This is a genomic window from Pedobacter sp. NJ-S-72 (assembly GCF_053890575.1).
In genome coordinates this window covers 4,303,473-4,317,741 of sequence record NZ_CM132681.1, presented here as the reverse complement: position 1 = coordinate 4,317,741, position 14,269 = coordinate 4,303,473, and the positions used below count along the sequence as shown (strand labels likewise).

The 14,269-nt window shown below is 39.3% G+C and carries 21 protein-coding genes and 2 pseudogenes; 5 read left to right on the top strand and 18 right to left on the bottom strand.

The window, feature by feature from the left end; genetic code table 11:
- Positions 1–143: 143 nt before the first annotated feature.
- The 10 genes and pseudogenes from ACWYN3_RS28660 to ACWYN3_RS28615 all read right to left on the bottom strand — a co-directional run bounded on the left by ACWYN3_RS28660 (position 144) and on the right by ACWYN3_RS28615 (position 7,542).
- Positions 144–2,093, bottom strand: a pseudogene (locus tag ACWYN3_RS28660) (phosphoenolpyruvate carboxylase).
- Positions 2,044–2,733, bottom strand: coding sequence for a hypothetical protein (locus ACWYN3_RS28655; protein ID WP_456217381.1), 690 nt, complete (start codon positions 2,731–2,733; stop codon positions 2,044–2,046). Before ACWYN3_RS28655 ends, ACWYN3_RS28660 begins: the two are co-directional and overlap by 50 nt.
- 234 nt (positions 2,734–2,967) lie before the next feature.
- The gene (locus ACWYN3_RS28650) at positions 2,968–3,582 is read right to left on the bottom strand and encodes a hypothetical protein (protein WP_456217380.1); all 615 of its coding nucleotides are present in this window, start codon (positions 3,580–3,582) and stop codon (positions 2,968–2,970) included.
- The gene (locus ACWYN3_RS28645) at positions 3,549–4,019 is read right to left on the bottom strand and encodes a hypothetical protein (RefSeq protein WP_456223182.1); all 471 of its coding nucleotides are present in this window, start codon (positions 4,017–4,019) and stop codon (positions 3,549–3,551) included. Before ACWYN3_RS28645 ends, ACWYN3_RS28650 begins: the two co-directional genes overlap by 34 nt.
- Positions 3,946–4,515 carry an MFS transporter gene (locus ACWYN3_RS28640; protein WP_456217379.1) on the bottom strand — a complete coding sequence of 190 codons (570 nt, stop codon included), beginning with the start codon at positions 4,513–4,515 and terminating at the stop codon, positions 3,946–3,948. Before ACWYN3_RS28640 ends, ACWYN3_RS28645 begins: the two co-directional genes overlap by 74 nt.
- A 36-nt stretch (positions 4,516–4,551) precedes the next feature.
- Positions 4,552–5,583 carry an HlyD family secretion protein gene (locus ACWYN3_RS28635; protein WP_456217378.1) on the bottom strand — a complete coding sequence of 344 codons (1,032 nt, stop codon included), beginning with the start codon at positions 5,581–5,583 and terminating at the stop codon, positions 4,552–4,554.
- A gap of 16 nt (positions 5,584–5,599) precedes the next feature.
- On the bottom strand, positions 5,600–6,568 hold the full coding sequence (locus tag ACWYN3_RS28630) for a TolC family protein (protein ID WP_456217377.1): 969 nt from the start codon (positions 6,566–6,568) through the stop codon (positions 5,600–5,602).
- Positions 6,543–6,923 (bottom strand): TolC family protein, encoded by a 381-nt coding sequence (locus ACWYN3_RS28625; RefSeq protein WP_456217376.1) that lies wholly within the window; start codon positions 6,921–6,923, stop codon positions 6,543–6,545. Before ACWYN3_RS28625 ends, ACWYN3_RS28630 begins: the two co-directional genes overlap by 26 nt.
- Positions 6,920–7,048 (bottom strand): hypothetical protein, encoded by a 129-nt coding sequence (locus ACWYN3_RS28620; RefSeq protein WP_456217375.1) that lies wholly within the window; start codon positions 7,046–7,048, stop codon positions 6,920–6,922. Before ACWYN3_RS28620 ends, ACWYN3_RS28625 begins: the two co-directional genes overlap by 4 nt.
- 23 nt (positions 7,049–7,071) lie before the next feature.
- Complete coding sequence (locus tag ACWYN3_RS28615; protein WP_456217374.1) at positions 7,072–7,542, bottom strand: TetR/AcrR family transcriptional regulator; 471 nt, start codon at positions 7,540–7,542, stop codon at positions 7,072–7,074.
- A gap of 181 nt (positions 7,543–7,723) precedes the next feature.
- On the opposite strand from ACWYN3_RS28615, the gene ACWYN3_RS28610 reads away from it, so the two are divergent.
- The 3 genes from ACWYN3_RS28610 to ACWYN3_RS28600 are packed head-to-tail and all read left to right on the top strand — an operon-like array spanning position 7,724 to position 8,484.
- Positions 7,724–7,906 carry a hypothetical protein gene (locus tag ACWYN3_RS28610; protein ID WP_456217373.1) on the top strand — a complete coding sequence of 61 codons (183 nt, stop codon included), beginning with the start codon at positions 7,724–7,726 and terminating at the stop codon, positions 7,904–7,906.
- A 16-nt stretch (positions 7,907–7,922) separates the two neighbouring features.
- Complete coding sequence (locus tag ACWYN3_RS28605) at positions 7,923–8,177, top strand: hypothetical protein (protein ID WP_456217372.1); 255 nt, start codon at positions 7,923–7,925, stop codon at positions 8,175–8,177.
- On the top strand, positions 8,125–8,484 hold the full coding sequence (locus ACWYN3_RS28600; protein WP_456223181.1) for a DUF2911 domain-containing protein: 360 nt from the start codon (positions 8,125–8,127) through the stop codon (positions 8,482–8,484). The genes ACWYN3_RS28605 and ACWYN3_RS28600 overlap by 53 nt, the downstream gene beginning before the upstream one ends.
- Positions 8,485–8,558: 74 nt before the next feature.
- On the opposite strand, the gene ACWYN3_RS28595 is transcribed toward ACWYN3_RS28600, so the two are convergent.
- The 8 genes from ACWYN3_RS28595 to ACWYN3_RS28560 form a co-directional block, all read right to left on the bottom strand.
- Positions 8,559–8,885, bottom strand: a complete 327-nt coding sequence (locus ACWYN3_RS28595) for a DMT family transporter (protein ID WP_456217371.1) — start codon at positions 8,883–8,885, stop codon at positions 8,559–8,561.
- A gap of 70 nt (positions 8,886–8,955) precedes the next feature.
- A complete protein-coding gene (locus ACWYN3_RS28590; protein ID WP_456217370.1) occupies positions 8,956–9,108 on the bottom strand; it encodes a hypothetical protein in 153 nt (50 codons plus the stop codon).
- Positions 9,083–9,523, bottom strand: a complete 441-nt coding sequence (locus ACWYN3_RS28585; protein ID WP_456217369.1) for a Crp/Fnr family transcriptional regulator — start codon at positions 9,521–9,523, stop codon at positions 9,083–9,085. The genes ACWYN3_RS28590 and ACWYN3_RS28585 overlap by 26 nt, the downstream gene beginning before the upstream one ends.
- A 60-nt stretch (positions 9,524–9,583) precedes the next feature.
- Complete coding sequence (locus tag ACWYN3_RS28580; protein ID WP_456217368.1) at positions 9,584–9,961, bottom strand: hotdog fold thioesterase; 378 nt, start codon at positions 9,959–9,961, stop codon at positions 9,584–9,586.
- Entirely contained in the window at positions 9,958–10,461 is a 504-nt protein-coding gene (locus ACWYN3_RS28575) for a DinB family protein (protein WP_456217367.1), read from the bottom strand. The genes ACWYN3_RS28580 and ACWYN3_RS28575 overlap by 4 nt, the downstream gene beginning before the upstream one ends.
- A complete protein-coding gene (locus ACWYN3_RS28570) occupies positions 10,409–11,044 on the bottom strand; it encodes a sensor histidine kinase (RefSeq protein WP_456217366.1) in 636 nt (211 codons plus the stop codon). The genes ACWYN3_RS28575 and ACWYN3_RS28570 overlap by 53 nt, the downstream gene beginning before the upstream one ends.
- On the bottom strand, positions 11,044–11,295 hold the full coding sequence (locus ACWYN3_RS28565; protein WP_456217365.1) for a hypothetical protein: 252 nt from the start codon (positions 11,293–11,295) through the stop codon (positions 11,044–11,046). Before ACWYN3_RS28565 ends, ACWYN3_RS28570 begins: the two co-directional genes overlap by 1 nt.
- Positions 11,296–11,326: 31 nt before the next feature.
- On the bottom strand, positions 11,327–11,554 hold the full coding sequence (locus ACWYN3_RS28560) for a hypothetical protein (protein WP_456217364.1): 228 nt from the start codon (positions 11,552–11,554) through the stop codon (positions 11,327–11,329).
- Between the two features lie 199 nt (positions 11,555–11,753).
- Between ACWYN3_RS28560 and gltX the strand changes: the two are divergent.
- Positions 11,754–13,261 (top strand): annotated as a pseudogene (gene gltX, locus ACWYN3_RS28555) (glutamate--tRNA ligase).
- A gap of 72 nt (positions 13,262–13,333) precedes the next feature.
- Positions 13,334–14,179 carry a KPN_02809 family neutral zinc metallopeptidase gene (gene ypfJ / locus ACWYN3_RS28550; RefSeq protein ID WP_456217363.1) on the top strand — a complete coding sequence of 282 codons (846 nt, stop codon included), beginning with the start codon at positions 13,334–13,336 and terminating at the stop codon, positions 14,177–14,179.
- The last annotated feature ends 90 nt before the right edge of the window (positions 14,180–14,269 follow it).

Below are 14,269 nucleotides of genomic sequence, written 5' to 3'. Positions count from 1 at the left end.
TCTAAATCGAACTTTAAGATAAAAAAAAGCGAGCAGTAAACCTTAGTTTTTCTGCTCTCGCTTTTTAACCTTTAAATCTAAAGGACTTTTTCAGTGCCCTCCCATTTTGAGCGCCTCCTTTCTTATTATAAATTCAATTGTAACTAGGCTGAATTTCTACCGGCATTTACGATTCCGTAAACCGTTCTTATAGCTAGTTTCTCGTAAGACTGATGTTCTTCGTCTTTTAACTCGTGCTGTAATTTCTCCAGCGCAAAATGCTGGATTAAAACTAAAGGAAGGACAATCTTCTCTCTTACTGCAATAGATCTTTTCTCTACCGGGTAGTTTTCCATTAACGTGGTATGACCAGCCAATTTTAACAGCATTTCTTTGGAGGTTTCATATTCATCACGGAGCATTTTCCAGAAGTCACCAAACTCAGGGTCATTGGCGAAATGTGCTGTGATAGAGAAATCAGTTTTGCTCATCGACATCATACCGTTGTCAATGATTGTTTTAAAATAACCTGATTCCTGGTATGTTTTACGGATTTTCTCCCAGTTTCCGGAAGCTTCCTGATTTTCAAAGCAGTTCCGATACCATAAAAACCAGGAATATTTTGTTTTAGCTGTCCCCAGGCGGTTACAAAACTAATAGCTCTGAGGTCTTCGAGACGAAGTTTTTCTCCCGAACTTCTTTTTACAGGTCTGCTGCTGATTGTGATTTTTGATAGCAAACTTAATGGTGAAAAGCGTTCCAGGTAACTTAAAAACAAGGGATGTTTGCGTAAAGCAACAAAAGCATCAAAACTGTCTTTTGCCATTACATTTAACACATCCTTATGTGGTGAATCGAGCAGAATATTATGTTTCTCCTTCAATCCGGATGAAATACCAGCATTGATCAGTTGTTCTATATTAAATTCGGCACTGTCAATAGAGCCGTACTGCGAACTGATTGTCTGTCCCTGGATAGTCAGCTGAATATTTTTATTGGCAATCTCCTTGCCCATAGAGGCATAAAAACGGTGAGTTTTACCACCGCCTCTTGATGGAGGGCCCCCGCGGCCGCAAAAAAAATGCGAGTTGTATGTTATGTGCCACCGATGTTGTAGTTAAGGCCACCTTGGCGTTAAAAATAGACCAGTTGGCCATTAAATAACCACCGTCCTTTGTGCTGTCAGAGAAACCAAGCATGATATCCTGTTTGTTACCCCTGCTTGCCAGGTGTTTCTTATAAAATGGATGCGTATACAGGCGTTCCATAATCTGTGAGGCCCCTTCCAGATCGCTCACTGTTTCAAATAGCGGAACAAAATCAATAGTCAGGTTGGTTTCATCCCATCCGTTCCATAAAAATAGTTCCATCAGCTGCAGCACATCGCTTGCTTGCTGACAGTTGCTGATAATATAGCGATGACAGGCTAGCTCTCCATTCTGTTGCTGTATTTGTTTAATTTCAGCAATAGTTTGAAGCGTATCAGTAGTTAATGAATCGGCGTCTCCCGGATAATTTACTTTTGCAGTTTTGAAAGACAGTTGCTGTATTTTTTCTTCTTCACTTAATTGATCAAAATTTTCAGGGAAAAGGGAAATAATCGGCTTGAATTTTCGGCAGTAAGCATGCACGTCACGCAATACTCTGCTGTCCTGTCTGATATCCAGAGAGGCAAAGTGAGAACCGAAGAGCTCAACTTTACGCAGTAAATCATCGACCAGATCTGAAAATAATCCGTCATGGAATTCGATCAGTGTATCTTTGATCTGATTCAGGTTTTCAATCAGGAAATCTGAAATGTTTTCTGGTTCTATATTAGTGTCAAAGGCATTTTTATAGAGTACATCCTGGACCTTATAAACAGTTTCTTCTACGCCTCTGAAAGTAATCCTGCGTTTCAGTTTCCTGAAATCTCTGTAGTAGCAGCGGAATAGTATCTGGCGCAGCATTTTTGAGACCTGAATCGTGTCCTGTGCATGCACGTTAGGATTTCCATCTCTGTCTCCACCTGGCCAGAAACCAAGTTCTATTGCCTTTTTTGAAGGAATATTGAATTCTTCAAGGCTATTGTCTATTTCTGACTGGATATATTGCAGCAGCGAAGTAAAAAACATTTTCCAGATACCAGGATAAACTCAATGCTTCATCAACTGGTGTCGGAGATTTCTTATTGAAAAAGGGTGTTTTACCTAATTGTTGTAATAACTGATTAATGGTGACAATATCATTGATCTTTATTGCTGTAGTCAGGTCGTTAATAATGGAGAGTACACTGCCAGGATAGAACTGTGTAGGATGTGCAGTAAGTACCAGTCTCAGAGAGAAATCTGCAATTAACTGCTCTATCTTTTCATGGAGCTCTGCATTAAATTCACTTTTTTTCAACATAGACCTTAGTGAACTATGGTCTTCAGTAGTGTTTAATTTTGTAAAGGAAGCATCCTCAACCGCGTCAAATAATACGACCTGGCGCTCAATATATTGAATAAACCGGAATAATAAATCGATAATCTCCTTAGAATCTGTGGTTTGTGTGTACCGGTCAAAAAAGGTCTTAATGATCTCGGCAGGAGTCTTGAGATTCTTCACTCCATCTTCACAGTGTTTAATAAAAAGAGGCAGCAGGGTGCCGGTATCCTTGATTTTATAAAATGGGAGGGTTAGGAACAGGCTGTTGTAAAGTTCAAATCTGGAGACAACTTCGTTGTTAAAAATGGATTCTCTTTGCCCTGTAACTCTTAGTTTCTGCGTCATAACAAAAGGGTTCTTTTTGGGAGCTTAAGCTACGGAATAATGACGGGAAGATCTATAGATAATGTTAATAAATTTATTTTGCTTTTTAATTACAAATAGTATAAATTGCTTTCATTAAGGTTTTTTAACTCTTTTAAAAGTATAAGCATTCGTTGTGTGTAGCGACATTGTATTTTTTTGTAAAATGAAACAGGCTGTCTCAAAAGGACAGCCTGTTTTTTGTTTTAGTGAACATCAACTGGTATGTTGACATTCTTTTTGAATTTCTGCAGGTAAAGCAGTGGGATAGAACATAATAAAACAAGTCCCACCAACCAGTATGCATGCATCACTGTAAGTTAATAATAATGCTTGTTTGGTCACTGTACCATCGATAGCTTTCATAGCCATGACTTTAGCGTCCAGCATACTATATCCTTTAGACATAAAATTATGGATGAAAGCATTCATCCTGTCTGTAAATGCTGGATTGTATTCGTTGACATTAGCCAGTAATGTACTTCTGTGGAAGCCCTGACGGGTATGGATTAAGGTCGTTAAAGCAGCAATACCGAATGATCCGCCTAACTGTCTCATCATGTTGTTTAATCCTGAACCCTGACCAATTTCTGCACCTTTAAGATCCTGAATAGCCAGTGTGGTTAATGGAACAAATAATAAAGCCATACCAATACCTCTGATCACCAACGGCAGGAAGAAATCGCCTGTTCCTGAAGAAAGAGTTGATTTACTTAACATGTTACAGAAAACAAAGAAAAGAAACATTCCCATTGTTGCCATAAATTGTGCTGGAACTCCTTTTTTAAGGAATATACCTATAAATGGCATGGCATCATTGCAATCGTACAAAGTCCACCTGGAAATAGCAATTCTCCTGTTTGTAAGGCAGAGAAACCTAGTAAATTCTGACAGAAAACAGGGAAAACGAATACTGATCCGTAAAGCCCGAAGCCCAGAATAAACGAAGTCACCATACCGATAGAAAAACTCCTGTGACGCAGAATCTTAAAGTTTACAATTGGGTGATCTGTTGACATTTCACGCCATATAAATAAAAGTAAACCAAGTACTGAAGCAATTGACAAGGCAATAATATATGGTGTAGCGAACCAATCTTCGCTTTCTCCTTTTTCCAATACGGTTTGTAAACTACCTACTGCAATTGCCAGTAATGCGATACCCCACCAGTCGACAGGTAGACCCTGCCCGTCCTTAGGGGTCGCCTTTATATAGGTTATGGTACAGTAGGCGGCGAGTATTCCGACGGGAATATTTACATAAAATATCCACGGCCATGAACTGATGTCCAGAATATAACCTCCAATAGTAGGACCTACAGGTAGGGCCTACTACAGCACCTAATCCAAATAACGCAGTTGCTATACCTATATCTTCACGTGGCCAGGTTTCTATTAAAATTGCCTGTGCTGTGGAGATTAATCCACCTCCGGCAATCCCCTGTAAAATACGAAACAAGACCAGCTCTCCCAGTGAAGTTGCGTTACCACATAAAAAGGAGGCTATAGTGAAGACAATAATGGAAGTAAGAAAGTAATTTTTACGCCCGAAACGACTGCCGAGCCAACCCGACATGGGCAGGACGATAACATTCGCGACGGCATATCCTGTTGATAACCAGGCTACATCCTCGAGGGTTGCACCCAGGTTACCCTGAATTTGTGGTAAAGCCACGTTTACAATAGTAGTATCAATCAGCTCCAGTAAGGAGGCTGTGATTACTGTAAAGGTGATTATCCATCTTTTTAAACCATATTCGGCCATTTTCTTAGTCTTTTGTAGTTACAGAAACTTTCACACTCATACCCGGACGTAATTTTTCAGCATTTCTTTTGAGGCTTTAAGTTTTATCTTTACAGGTATACGTTGTACAACTTTAACAAAGTTACCCGTTGCATTATCAGGAGGTAGTAATGAACCTTTTGCGCCAGTAACAGGAGAGAAGTTATAAACTTCTGCTTCTATTTTCTGATCAGGAAAAGCGTCAACTTCAACCTCAACTTTTAAACCAGCACGAATGTCCTGTAATTGTGTTTCTTTGAAGTTTGCAGTTACATAAAGACTGTTTTCATTCACGATAGAGAATAAAGATTGTCCAGCCTGGATCAACTGACCTTTTTGAATACTTTTCTTAGAAACGATTCCGCTTGCCGGTGCTTTAATCTCCGTATATGATAATTGTAATTTCGCAAAATCAACATCTGACTGGCGTTGTGATACACCATTGCTGCTTACAGCAAGCTGAGATTTAGTCGTGCCGATTTGTTTAAGGGCAACGGTATACTGATCCTGAGCGGCATTGTAAGTAGCCTGAGCAACATCTCTTGTCGCTTTGGCCTGATCAAATTGCTGCTGAGTAATCGACCCATCCTTAATCAGATTAGCATAACGGTCAAAATCTTTTTGTGCCTGCCATAATTTTACTTTAGCTGACTCAATGTTTGCTTTAGCTGTTCCTGTATTTGCTGAAGTAGCGATAATTTGAGATTGTGAAACGCCAACACCTGCATCAGCACCTTTCTGGCCTGCCATTGCTTGTTCCAGTTTTACTTTATAGTCTCTGTCATCTAAAGTAACCAGTACCTGGCCTTCAGTAACTTTTGTGTTTTCTTCGAATTTAATCTCATTTACGTAACCTCCAACGCGTGCAACTACCGGGCTGATATCACCGTCAATCTGAGCATCATCGGTATCTACGTGGTTTCTGTAGTATAAGTATTCTTTTGCGCCAAAGATGGCACCTGCAATTAGCAGTACTGTTAATATTATAGGGACAATTTTACTTTTCTTTTTTGGTTCAATTGCCTGTTCCGTTGTCGATTCTGTTGTCATTTCTAGATGGATTATATTATTGAGAAATTTTTCCTGTTGATTTTAATAAAGTATAGTAAGCAAGGCCTGCATCAGCTTTTGCTAATTCTAAATTGATTTTTGCCTGATATAAAAGTGTTTCAGCATCAATTCTGTCAATAGCAGATGCTACATTGTTTTTGTATTTTGATTCGAGTAACCTGTCATTTTCAGTGGCCTGATCGATAGAAGTTTCCAGGACCTTAATCTTGTTTTTAGCAACCTGATAAGTCTGGTAATTCCTGTTAATCTCGGTTTTTACATTATCAGATTGAATATCTTTCTGAAGACCGATACTTTTCTGTTGTACTCTGGCTTCTGTTACCTTATGTTTATTGGTCCATAAAGTTCCAATGTTCCATGAAAGTGTCGCACTTGCTGTCATCGGCATGATATAATCATGTGATTTAGGAAGTAAACTGCCGTTAGGGTTGATGTAATACACATCTGCACCGATACCAAATGTTGGTGGGGCGTTAGCTTTAACTGATTTAATATCGATTTCAGCAACTTTATTGCGCAGGTCAAGTTCTCTTAATTCCTGACGATAAGATAAAGCCTGATCAATATAAGTATTCAATGGAGCCACTTCTTTTTGACCGTCTGATGGATCTGTAATATCAATCTCTGTTTCTTCTGGTAAACCTAAAAGAATATCAAGGTTATAATTGATGATTTTACGGTTGCTTTCAATATCCAGATCGGTCAGCGTGATATTAGCTTGCTGAAGCTGGAATCTCAATACATCATTTTTAGTTACGATCCCCTGCTCAAAGAAGCGTTGAGATTGTTTCAGCTGACTTGCAATAGAGGCTAAGTTCTGGTTTACAACTTTTTTACTTTGAGCTACCTTATATAAGGAGTAATAAGTATCGATAACTGCATAAGTTACTTCTTCTTGATTTTTATCTGCATCCAGACGAGCTACATCAGCTAGTAATTTAGTGCTTTGTCTCGCATATCTCATATCTCATCTTAACACCACCATAAACCAGTTGTTGTACCGATGCTGTACCTACAAATGCATTAGCGCGTTTAGGTAAAAATATTGGGTTGCCACCATCTAAAACCAATTGGTTAGCGGGGATCTCTGCATGGTTATACAGGACACTTGCCTTGGCGGTTGGGAGAGAATTGTCTTTAGTTACATCCAGCTTTGCCAGTGCCTCTTCAATTTTATTCTGAGAAAGCTTTAGGTTTTTGCTGTTTTCTATCCCTAACTGAATCGCCTCCTGCAGCGTCAGTTTTTTTACATTCTGTGCATAGAGCATGCCTGGCAGCAAGAGCGCGAAGCAACTCATTTTGATGGTTTTGTGTATCATTTTTGGGGTGTTAAATAGGTAGTGACCAGATCTTTCAGGTGTGTGATTAAACGGTCAGTTAAAATTTCTTTGTCTTTTGGAATGTTGATATCTAAAATAGATCCTTGCGTGATTTTGGTTGGCATGGTTGCTACACTACTAATGGTTCCTATAATGGTTGCGCGATCAGCATTCTGGTATCAATAGGTTTAAATGTCCCGTCTGTAATTCCGTTGTTGATGATAGTTTCAATAACTTGCATATTTCCTGACATGGCATCTCTCAGTTTGATACACATTTCGGGACGCTGCGCAAGAGAAAGTTCTCTGTACATCAGTTTATGAAATGGAATATCTGAAAGAATCCGCCTGGCATATCCTTCAATTACTTTCATTAATTTTTCCTGTGGAAGACTTTTGTCTTCGCTGATACTGAGTAGCTGGGCTTTGAAGCCTTTAACTCTTTCATTTATGATTTCCAGAAAAACACCTTCCTTTGATCCGAAATAATAATTAATCATGGACATATTTGCCCCTGATTCTTTGGCAATCTGGCGGGTTGAAGTTCCCTCATATCCCAACTCAGTAAACAATCCATGAGCTGCAGTTATAATGCTGGTTCTTTTGTCTGGCTTTTCCATTTGTGATTTGATAGGACAAAATTAATCAATCGATCGATCGATTGAATTAATAAGAAATTAGTGATTTTGGTCACAAATTACATATCGTTGACAATTTGGGGTAGTCATTATTTTTGATAAAGCCCTGAATTCTTTCTTATTTGAAATAAATCAATACCTTTGGCTCATCAATATTTTAAGGATGATTAAAGAAGAAAATAATAAGAGTTTTGATTGGGTTTATTCTGTTTTAGGCCTGTTTTTCGGTATAGTAACTGCTGCAGTTATTTCTGGTAGTTTCCTTTGGTCACTATTCGGTGGAGTTTTAGGATTGATTATGGGCGCTGTGTTCCTGAATTCAATTGTAAAAGGACGTAAATACTAATTTAACCCCGTTAAATATGAAAAAGTTCAATCTGTTGATTGTAATGGCATTATTTGCACTTACTGTTAATGCACAGGAAGTTAAGTTTCCAGGTTTAGATACCAGCCCGGCAGATATAGCTTATTTCCCTTTAAATACTACTAAGGCAAAAAAAGGAGTAGATTCTGCTGCTTTGATCAAAGTAATTTTACTCAAGACCTTCAGTAAAAGGACGGGAGATCTTTGGGAAACTGGAAGCTTATGGACAAGTATGGAGAGTTGGTGCAAATGAAAGCACTGAAATCAGATTCTTTAAACCAGTAATTATTGGTGGAAAAGAAATTCCTGCTGGTGCTTATAGCTTGTTTGCAATCCCCGAGAAAGACAAGTGGGTTGTAATTATTAACAAACAGACTGACCGTTGGGGTGCTTATACTTACGATGAGACAAAAGATGTGGTGCGGGTCACTGTACCTGTTAAGCCTTTGTCAACTGTGGTTGAAGCTTTAGCGATTACTTTTACACCGAATGCATCAGGAGCAAATTTAATTATTGGATGGGACAAGACTTCAGTTGAAGTGCCTGTAACAATTAAATAATGCTTAATTTCTGAGCTGATAATATAAAAAAAAAAGGGAAACCATTCATGGCTTCCCTCTTTTTGTTTCAAATATTAGTGTGCGCCGCCTGCGAAAAATTTCAGACCAAGAATAGAGCCGATTAAAGTGGCAATAAAAAAGATACGCCAGAAGTTGGCAGGCTCATTAAAATAAAGAATACCTACTATTACAGTTCCAACGGCTCCTATACCCGTCCATACCGCATAAGCTGTACCCATTGGCAAAGTCTGGGTTGCTTTATTTAAAAAGAAAAAACTTAAGGTAATACAAGCGAAGAACGCGATACTCCATTTAAGGTTAGAAAAGTTATTGGAAAGTTTAAGACTGGTCGTAAAACCGACCTCGAATAAACCTGCTATAATCAAAATGATCCAGTTCATAATTTAATAATTTGATGCAAAAATACGGCGTAAAGCCGGTTTAGTTTTTTACAAATGTTAAAAAATGAACTTATTTGATTTCTGCTCTTATCCTGCTTAAGGTGACTTGAGTGACACCCAGATAAGAAGCAATATGACCTAATGGAATACGCTGGATTAATAATGGGTCAGTTTGTAAGAGATCTATATAGCGCTCTTTAGCCCGGTTTAAACAGTCTGCCAATGTAGCATTCTTCAGTTTTAATCAGAATTAATTCTGCTAACTTTCTGCCCCAGTTAGCCAATTCTGTATGTGAATTATATAAGGTTTCGAGCACCTCAGTTTTCAATTCATAAAGCTTGCAATTTTCCAGCAACTCTATGTTTTCGTAACCGGGGGTGTTATTAATATAGCTGTGGTAAGAAAGGATAACATCTCCCTCCATGCCAAACCAGAAAGTAATGCGGTTATCGCGGCCATCTAAATAAGCACGTGCAACTCCCTGTTCTATAAAATATAAAGAGCGCTCTATCTTTCCTGCCGTAATAATCACGTGATTTTTTGGTAGCTCTACAGCTTTTAATTCTTGCAGAAGCAGATTCAGATGCACGTCCTTTAACGGATAAATGCTTTTTATAGTTTCAAGGGTGTTTTGCAAAACGGTATTTTGATTATTTTATTTTTGGAATGATTGCAACCGTTAAACGGCTGACACAATTCATCTTCCTCTGTCATCGTAAATTTTAATCTCCCATACATGGGTCTTTGCACCTTTGTGCAGAGACTTGCAAATTCCGGTTACTTTTCCGCTTTTAACCGGACGTAAATGGTTGGCATTGATTTCAAGCCCTACTGCCTGATATAACTCTGGGTCTACGCACATGAAAGAAGCGATACTGCCTAACGTTTCTGCCAGTACAACAGAAGCTCCGCCATGTAATATTCCTGCAGGCTGATGGGTACGTTCATCTACAGGCATGGTTGCAGTTACTGAATCTTCACCAATTTCGGTAAATTGGATATCCAGAAGGCCTCCTAAATGATTTTTAGGTCTATCATTAAGCTGCTGCGATGTAAATTCGGTAAACCAGATCATAAATATCTCTCGTTAATGATTTGTGTATGGTGCATCAAATGTCCGGCAATTACATAAAGTAAGGCACGAACTGAAATTTGTCTTTCAGAAGCTGTTCCACTACGTTTTAAATCATGTTCATTCAGTGATTTGAAGAGGTATAGATTAGCTTTTCTCAATAGTCTGAATTCTTCCGCAAAACTGGTTAGTTCACGTTCTGCAAAATGTGCATTGGCCACATAATCGTCTTCCTCAAAGCCCGGTAGAGCAGTTTGTTCGAGGCGGGCAAAACTAGTCAGGCGGTAAACAAGGATTCTCTCTGTATCGATAATGTGTCCTGACATTTCCTTAAGGGTCCATTTGCCAGGCGCATAAGCGTAATCGGCCTTTGCTGTCAGGGAGCTAATAAAGTCAGGGAATTCATCTGCCTGACGCTCTAATAGTTCAAAAATATCTCCATTAACTTTTTCAATGTAAGTCAATGCCCATACCGGGTATTCGTTTGGTTGAGGTCGGTTCATATTTTATACTGCTTTTTAGGATGATGCGAAATGTTGTGCCTTTGCCTAATTCAGAGTCTTTGACAAAGATCTGGCCACTATGATAATTTTCTACAATACGTTTAGTAAGGGATAAACCTAATCCCCCACCTCTTTTACGGGTAGTGTAGCCTGGCTGGAAAACGGCGTCAAATTTAGATCTTGGAATACCTTTTCCTGTGTCAGTAATGTCTATGAATACTTCTTCCTTTGCTAAATGCTCAATGATATTAACGGTGATATGACCTTCGTTTTCAATTGCATTAGCAGCATTCTTTAACAGGTTTTCTGTTACCCAGTCAAACAAGGGGATATTCAGCATTGCACGAACCTGATCATCACCAGTAATGGTGAAAATTACTTTATCGGAAGTTCTTAATTTAAAATACTGTATAAAGTTGTTGATGACCGAGTAAACGACATGATCTTCAAGTATGGGCTTAGAACCAATCTTAGAAAACCGGTCTGTAATTACCTCCAGTCGTTTAAGGTCGTTCTCCATTTCTGCAATCAGCGGATCATCTTCTGCATTGAAACGGGATTTCATCAGTTCTATCCATGCCATTAATGAAGAGATAGGGGTTCCCAGCTGATGGGCAGTTTTTTTTTTGCCATCCCGACCCAGACCTGATCTTGTTCGGATCTTCTGGCTGAACTGAATGCTACATAGGCTGTTAGTAAGAATAAGCCGATTACTCCCAGTTGGATAAAAGGAAAATAGCGCAGTTGTGTCAGAATAAAGGAGTCTTTATGATAGATATGCCATATTTTGCCATCCAGTCCAATGATTGGTGTGCCTGGATGCTGCAATTTCATTTGCTTCAGCTCTCTTTCAAAATAAGCCGGGTCATATGTTTTTTTTGTATTGTTTCTCTACGCCATAATTTGTTTTTGCGGAGTCCAGACCCTGGTAGGAGTTAATCAGCCCATCTCCATCGGTCATAATTACCGGAAGTTTCGTGTTTTTGGTAATCGTTTCGATCAGATCGGTAAAACGGTCATCGTCATACATGACCAGAGACTGTTCAGTTACTTTTACATATAACTGGAACTGAACTTGCTCTTCGCGCTCCATCTTTTTAACGAAAAAGTCACTGTAGTAGAACCCGATGCGGTTCCGATTACACAATCGCAAAAATAAGGAGGAAGAACTTCCAGCGGCGTTTTTTTTTTTTAAGGATTCATAGAATATGATGGCAAAATACAAAATAGCATTCAAAAAGATATCAATAGAACGGTAAGCGTTTAAAAAATATATCTTTGTGATTCATAATATGGAAAAGAAAGTTAGAGTAAGATTTGCGCCCAGTCCGACAGGGGGCCTTCATTTAGGCGGTGTACGCACGGCTTTATTTAATTATTTATTCGCCAAAAAACACAATGGTACATTTGTTCTGCGTGTTGAAGATACTGATCAGACCCGCTTTGTAGCCGGCGCTGAAGAATATATCGTATCCTGCCTGGCCTGGTGTGGCATCCATCCTGATGAGAGCCCGCAGATTGGTGGTGAATTTGCACCTTACCGTCAGAGTGAGCGTAAGCCAACTTATAAGCAGTATGCTGATCAGTTGATTGCCGACGGCTTTGCTTATTATGCCTTTGATACTCCTGAAGAGTTAGACGCTAAGCGTAAAGAAATTCCTAATTTCCTATATGGTCTGGCCTCCAGAATGAGTATGAGAAACTCTTTAACGCTTTCTGCGGAAGAGGTTGATTTACTTTTGAAAAATAATACACCACATGTTGTCCGCATAAAAATGCCGGCGGATGAACAGGTGTCTTTTGTAGATATGATTCGTGGACTGGTTACTTTTGAAACCAATCTTGTAGATGATAAAGTGCTTTTAAAAGCTGACGGTATGCCTACATATCACCTTGCTGTAGTGGCAGATGACAAGGCAATGGAAATTAGCCACATCTTTAGAGGTGAAGAATGGTTGCCATCAGCGCCAGTTCATATTTTATTATGGAAATACCTGGGCTGGGAAGATGAGATGCCTAACTGGGCACATTTACCCCTGATTTTAAAGCCAGATGGTAACGGTAAATTAAGTAAACGTGATGGAGACCGTTTAGGCTTCCCGGTTTATGCACAGAACTGGACAGATCCTAAAACCGGTGATATGACTAAGGGTTTCAAAGAACTTGGCTTTATGCCTGAGGCTTTTGTAAACCTGCTTGCTATGCTTGGATGGAATGATGGAACTGATCAGGAACTATTTACACTAGCTGAACTGATTGAAAAGTTCTCTGTAGAGAGAATCAGTAAAGCAGGAGCAAAATTCGACTTTGAAAAGGCTAAATGGTATAATCACGAATGGATTAAACAGACTGATGCCACTGATCTACTGGATATCGTTAAGCAGGAATTCGCTGCTAAAGACATTCCTTTAGCTGACGATGATTTTACCTTAAAGGTGATCGGCCTGATTAAAGACAGATGTAATTTACTTACTGATTTTGTCGCTCAAAGTGAGTATTTCTTTAAAGCACCTGCTGAATACGATCTTCCTGCTGTACAAAGTAAATGGAACGGAGAAAAAGCGGCATTTTTTAATGCTTATATACCGATGCTTGAGGATGGGCTGACTGCTTTGGAGCTGGAAGAAAAAAGTTAGCCTTAGCTACAGAACACAGCCTGAAACCAGGAGAATTGATGCTGCCTTTCCGGATTATGCTGGTAGGAGGGAAATTTGGCCCGGGTGTTTTTGATATTGCTGTAACTTTAGGCGCTGAAAGTACTAAAAGCCGGATTTTAACTGCGCTAACGGCCTTTGCATAGGCTTTAAATTTATTTAAATTCAACACAACAATTGGACTAAATATTTGTTATAACAGATTAACGGAAAAAAATATGAAGTGGTTCGGTAAGGGTAGTGATAATGTAGAAGATGCAAGAGGCTCCTCTGGAGGGAAAACTATGTTAGGTGGTGGTATCGGCCTGATTATCGTTATTGCAGGCTTATTTTTTGGCACTGACCTTACCGGACTGGTTTCGCAGTTACCCCTGGGGGAGACCGGACAGCAGACTGAGGTTAAACAGGGAACAAATACTGATCCTGAAATAAAATTTGTCAGAGGTATACTGGAATCTACTGAAGAGGTTTGGGATGAGGAATTTAGAAAAATGGGAAAGACCTATGAACATCCTAAACTCAAGGTCTTTACAGAGAGTACAGAGTCTGCATGTGGTCGCGCAGAGTCGGCTGTCGGGCCTTTTTACTGTCCGGGTGATCATAAGGTATATATCGATCTGGGTTTTTATACCGATCTGAAAGACCGTTTCGGTGCTGCGGGAGATTTTGCCCAAGCATATGTCGTGGCTCACGAGGTAGGCCATCATGTGCAAAATCTATTGGGTATATCTGAAAAATTAGAGCGGGCACGTGGCTCTTTATCTAAAACCGAATACAATAAACTTTCTGTGAAATTAGAATTACAGGCCGATTTTTTTGCCGGGCTGTGGGCTAACCAGGCGCAAAAATCTAAGAACTTTGAACTGGATCCGGGAGATTTGGAAGAAGCGCTGACTGCCGCTAATGCTATTGGGGATGACAAGTTGCAAAAACAATCCAGCGGGCAGGTTGTTCCTGATGCTTTTACACATGGCACTTCTGCTCAGCGAATGTATTGGTTCAAAAAAGGCTTTGATACTGGTGATATTAACCAGGGAGATACTTTTAATAGCAATCAGCTTTAAAATTCAGCCACAATTTTATTACGGGTATAATTTAAACAAAATAAATTCTCTAATTTACAGAAATTTTGAAGACTCTCATCTTTAAGGGTT

Coding starts and splice junctions, on each gene's coding strand:
- ACWYN3_RS28655 (WP_456217381.1), bottom strand. CDS start 2,733: ATGACGCAGAAACTAAGAGTTACAGGGCAAAGAGAATCCATTTTTAAC.
- ACWYN3_RS28640 (WP_456217379.1), bottom strand. CDS start 4,515: ATGGCCGAATATGGTTTAAAAAGATGGATAATCACCTTTACAGTAATC.
- ACWYN3_RS28635 (WP_456217378.1), bottom strand. CDS start 5,583: ATGACAACAGAATCGACAACGGAACAGGCAATTGAACCAAAAAAGAAA.
- ACWYN3_RS28630 (WP_456217377.1), bottom strand. CDS start 6,568: ATGAGATATGCGAGACAAAGCACTAAATTACTAGCTGATGTAGCTCGT.
- ACWYN3_RS28625 (WP_456217376.1), bottom strand. CDS start 6,923: ATGATACACAAAACCATCAAAATGAGTTGCTTCGCGCTCTTGCTGCCA.
- ACWYN3_RS28620 (WP_456217375.1), bottom strand. CDS start 7,048: ATGCCAACCAAAATCACGCAAGGATCTATTTTAGATATCAACATTCCA.
- ACWYN3_RS28615 (WP_456217374.1), bottom strand. CDS start 7,542: ATGGAAAAGCCAGACAAAAGAACCAGCATTATAACTGCAGCTCATGGA.
- ACWYN3_RS28610 (WP_456217373.1), top strand. CDS start 7,724: ATGATTAAAGAAGAAAATAATAAGAGTTTTGATTGGGTTTATTCTGTT.
- ACWYN3_RS28605 (WP_456217372.1), top strand. CDS start 7,923: ATGAAAAAGTTCAATCTGTTGATTGTAATGGCATTATTTGCACTTACT.
- ACWYN3_RS28595 (WP_456217371.1), bottom strand. CDS start 8,885: ATGAACTGGATCATTTTGATTATAGCAGGTTTATTCGAGGTCGGTTTT.
- ACWYN3_RS28580 (WP_456217368.1), bottom strand. CDS start 9,961: ATGATCTGGTTTACCGAATTTACATCGCAGCAGCTTAATGATAGACCT.
- ACWYN3_RS28575 (WP_456217367.1), bottom strand. CDS start 10,461: ATGAACCGACCTCAACCAAACGAATACCCGGTATGGGCATTGACTTAC.
- ACWYN3_RS28570 (WP_456217366.1), bottom strand. CDS start 11,044: ATGGCATGGATAGAACTGATGAAATCCCGTTTCAATGCAGAAGATGAT.
- ACWYN3_RS28565 (WP_456217365.1), bottom strand. CDS start 11,295: ATGAAATTGCAGCATCCAGGCACACCAATCATTGGACTGGATGGCAAA.
- ACWYN3_RS28560 (WP_456217364.1), bottom strand. CDS start 11,554: ATGGAGCGCGAAGAGCAAGTTCAGTTCCAGTTATATGTAAAAGTAACT.
- ypfJ (WP_456217363.1), top strand. CDS start 13,334: ATGAAGTGGTTCGGTAAGGGTAGTGATAATGTAGAAGATGCAAGAGGC.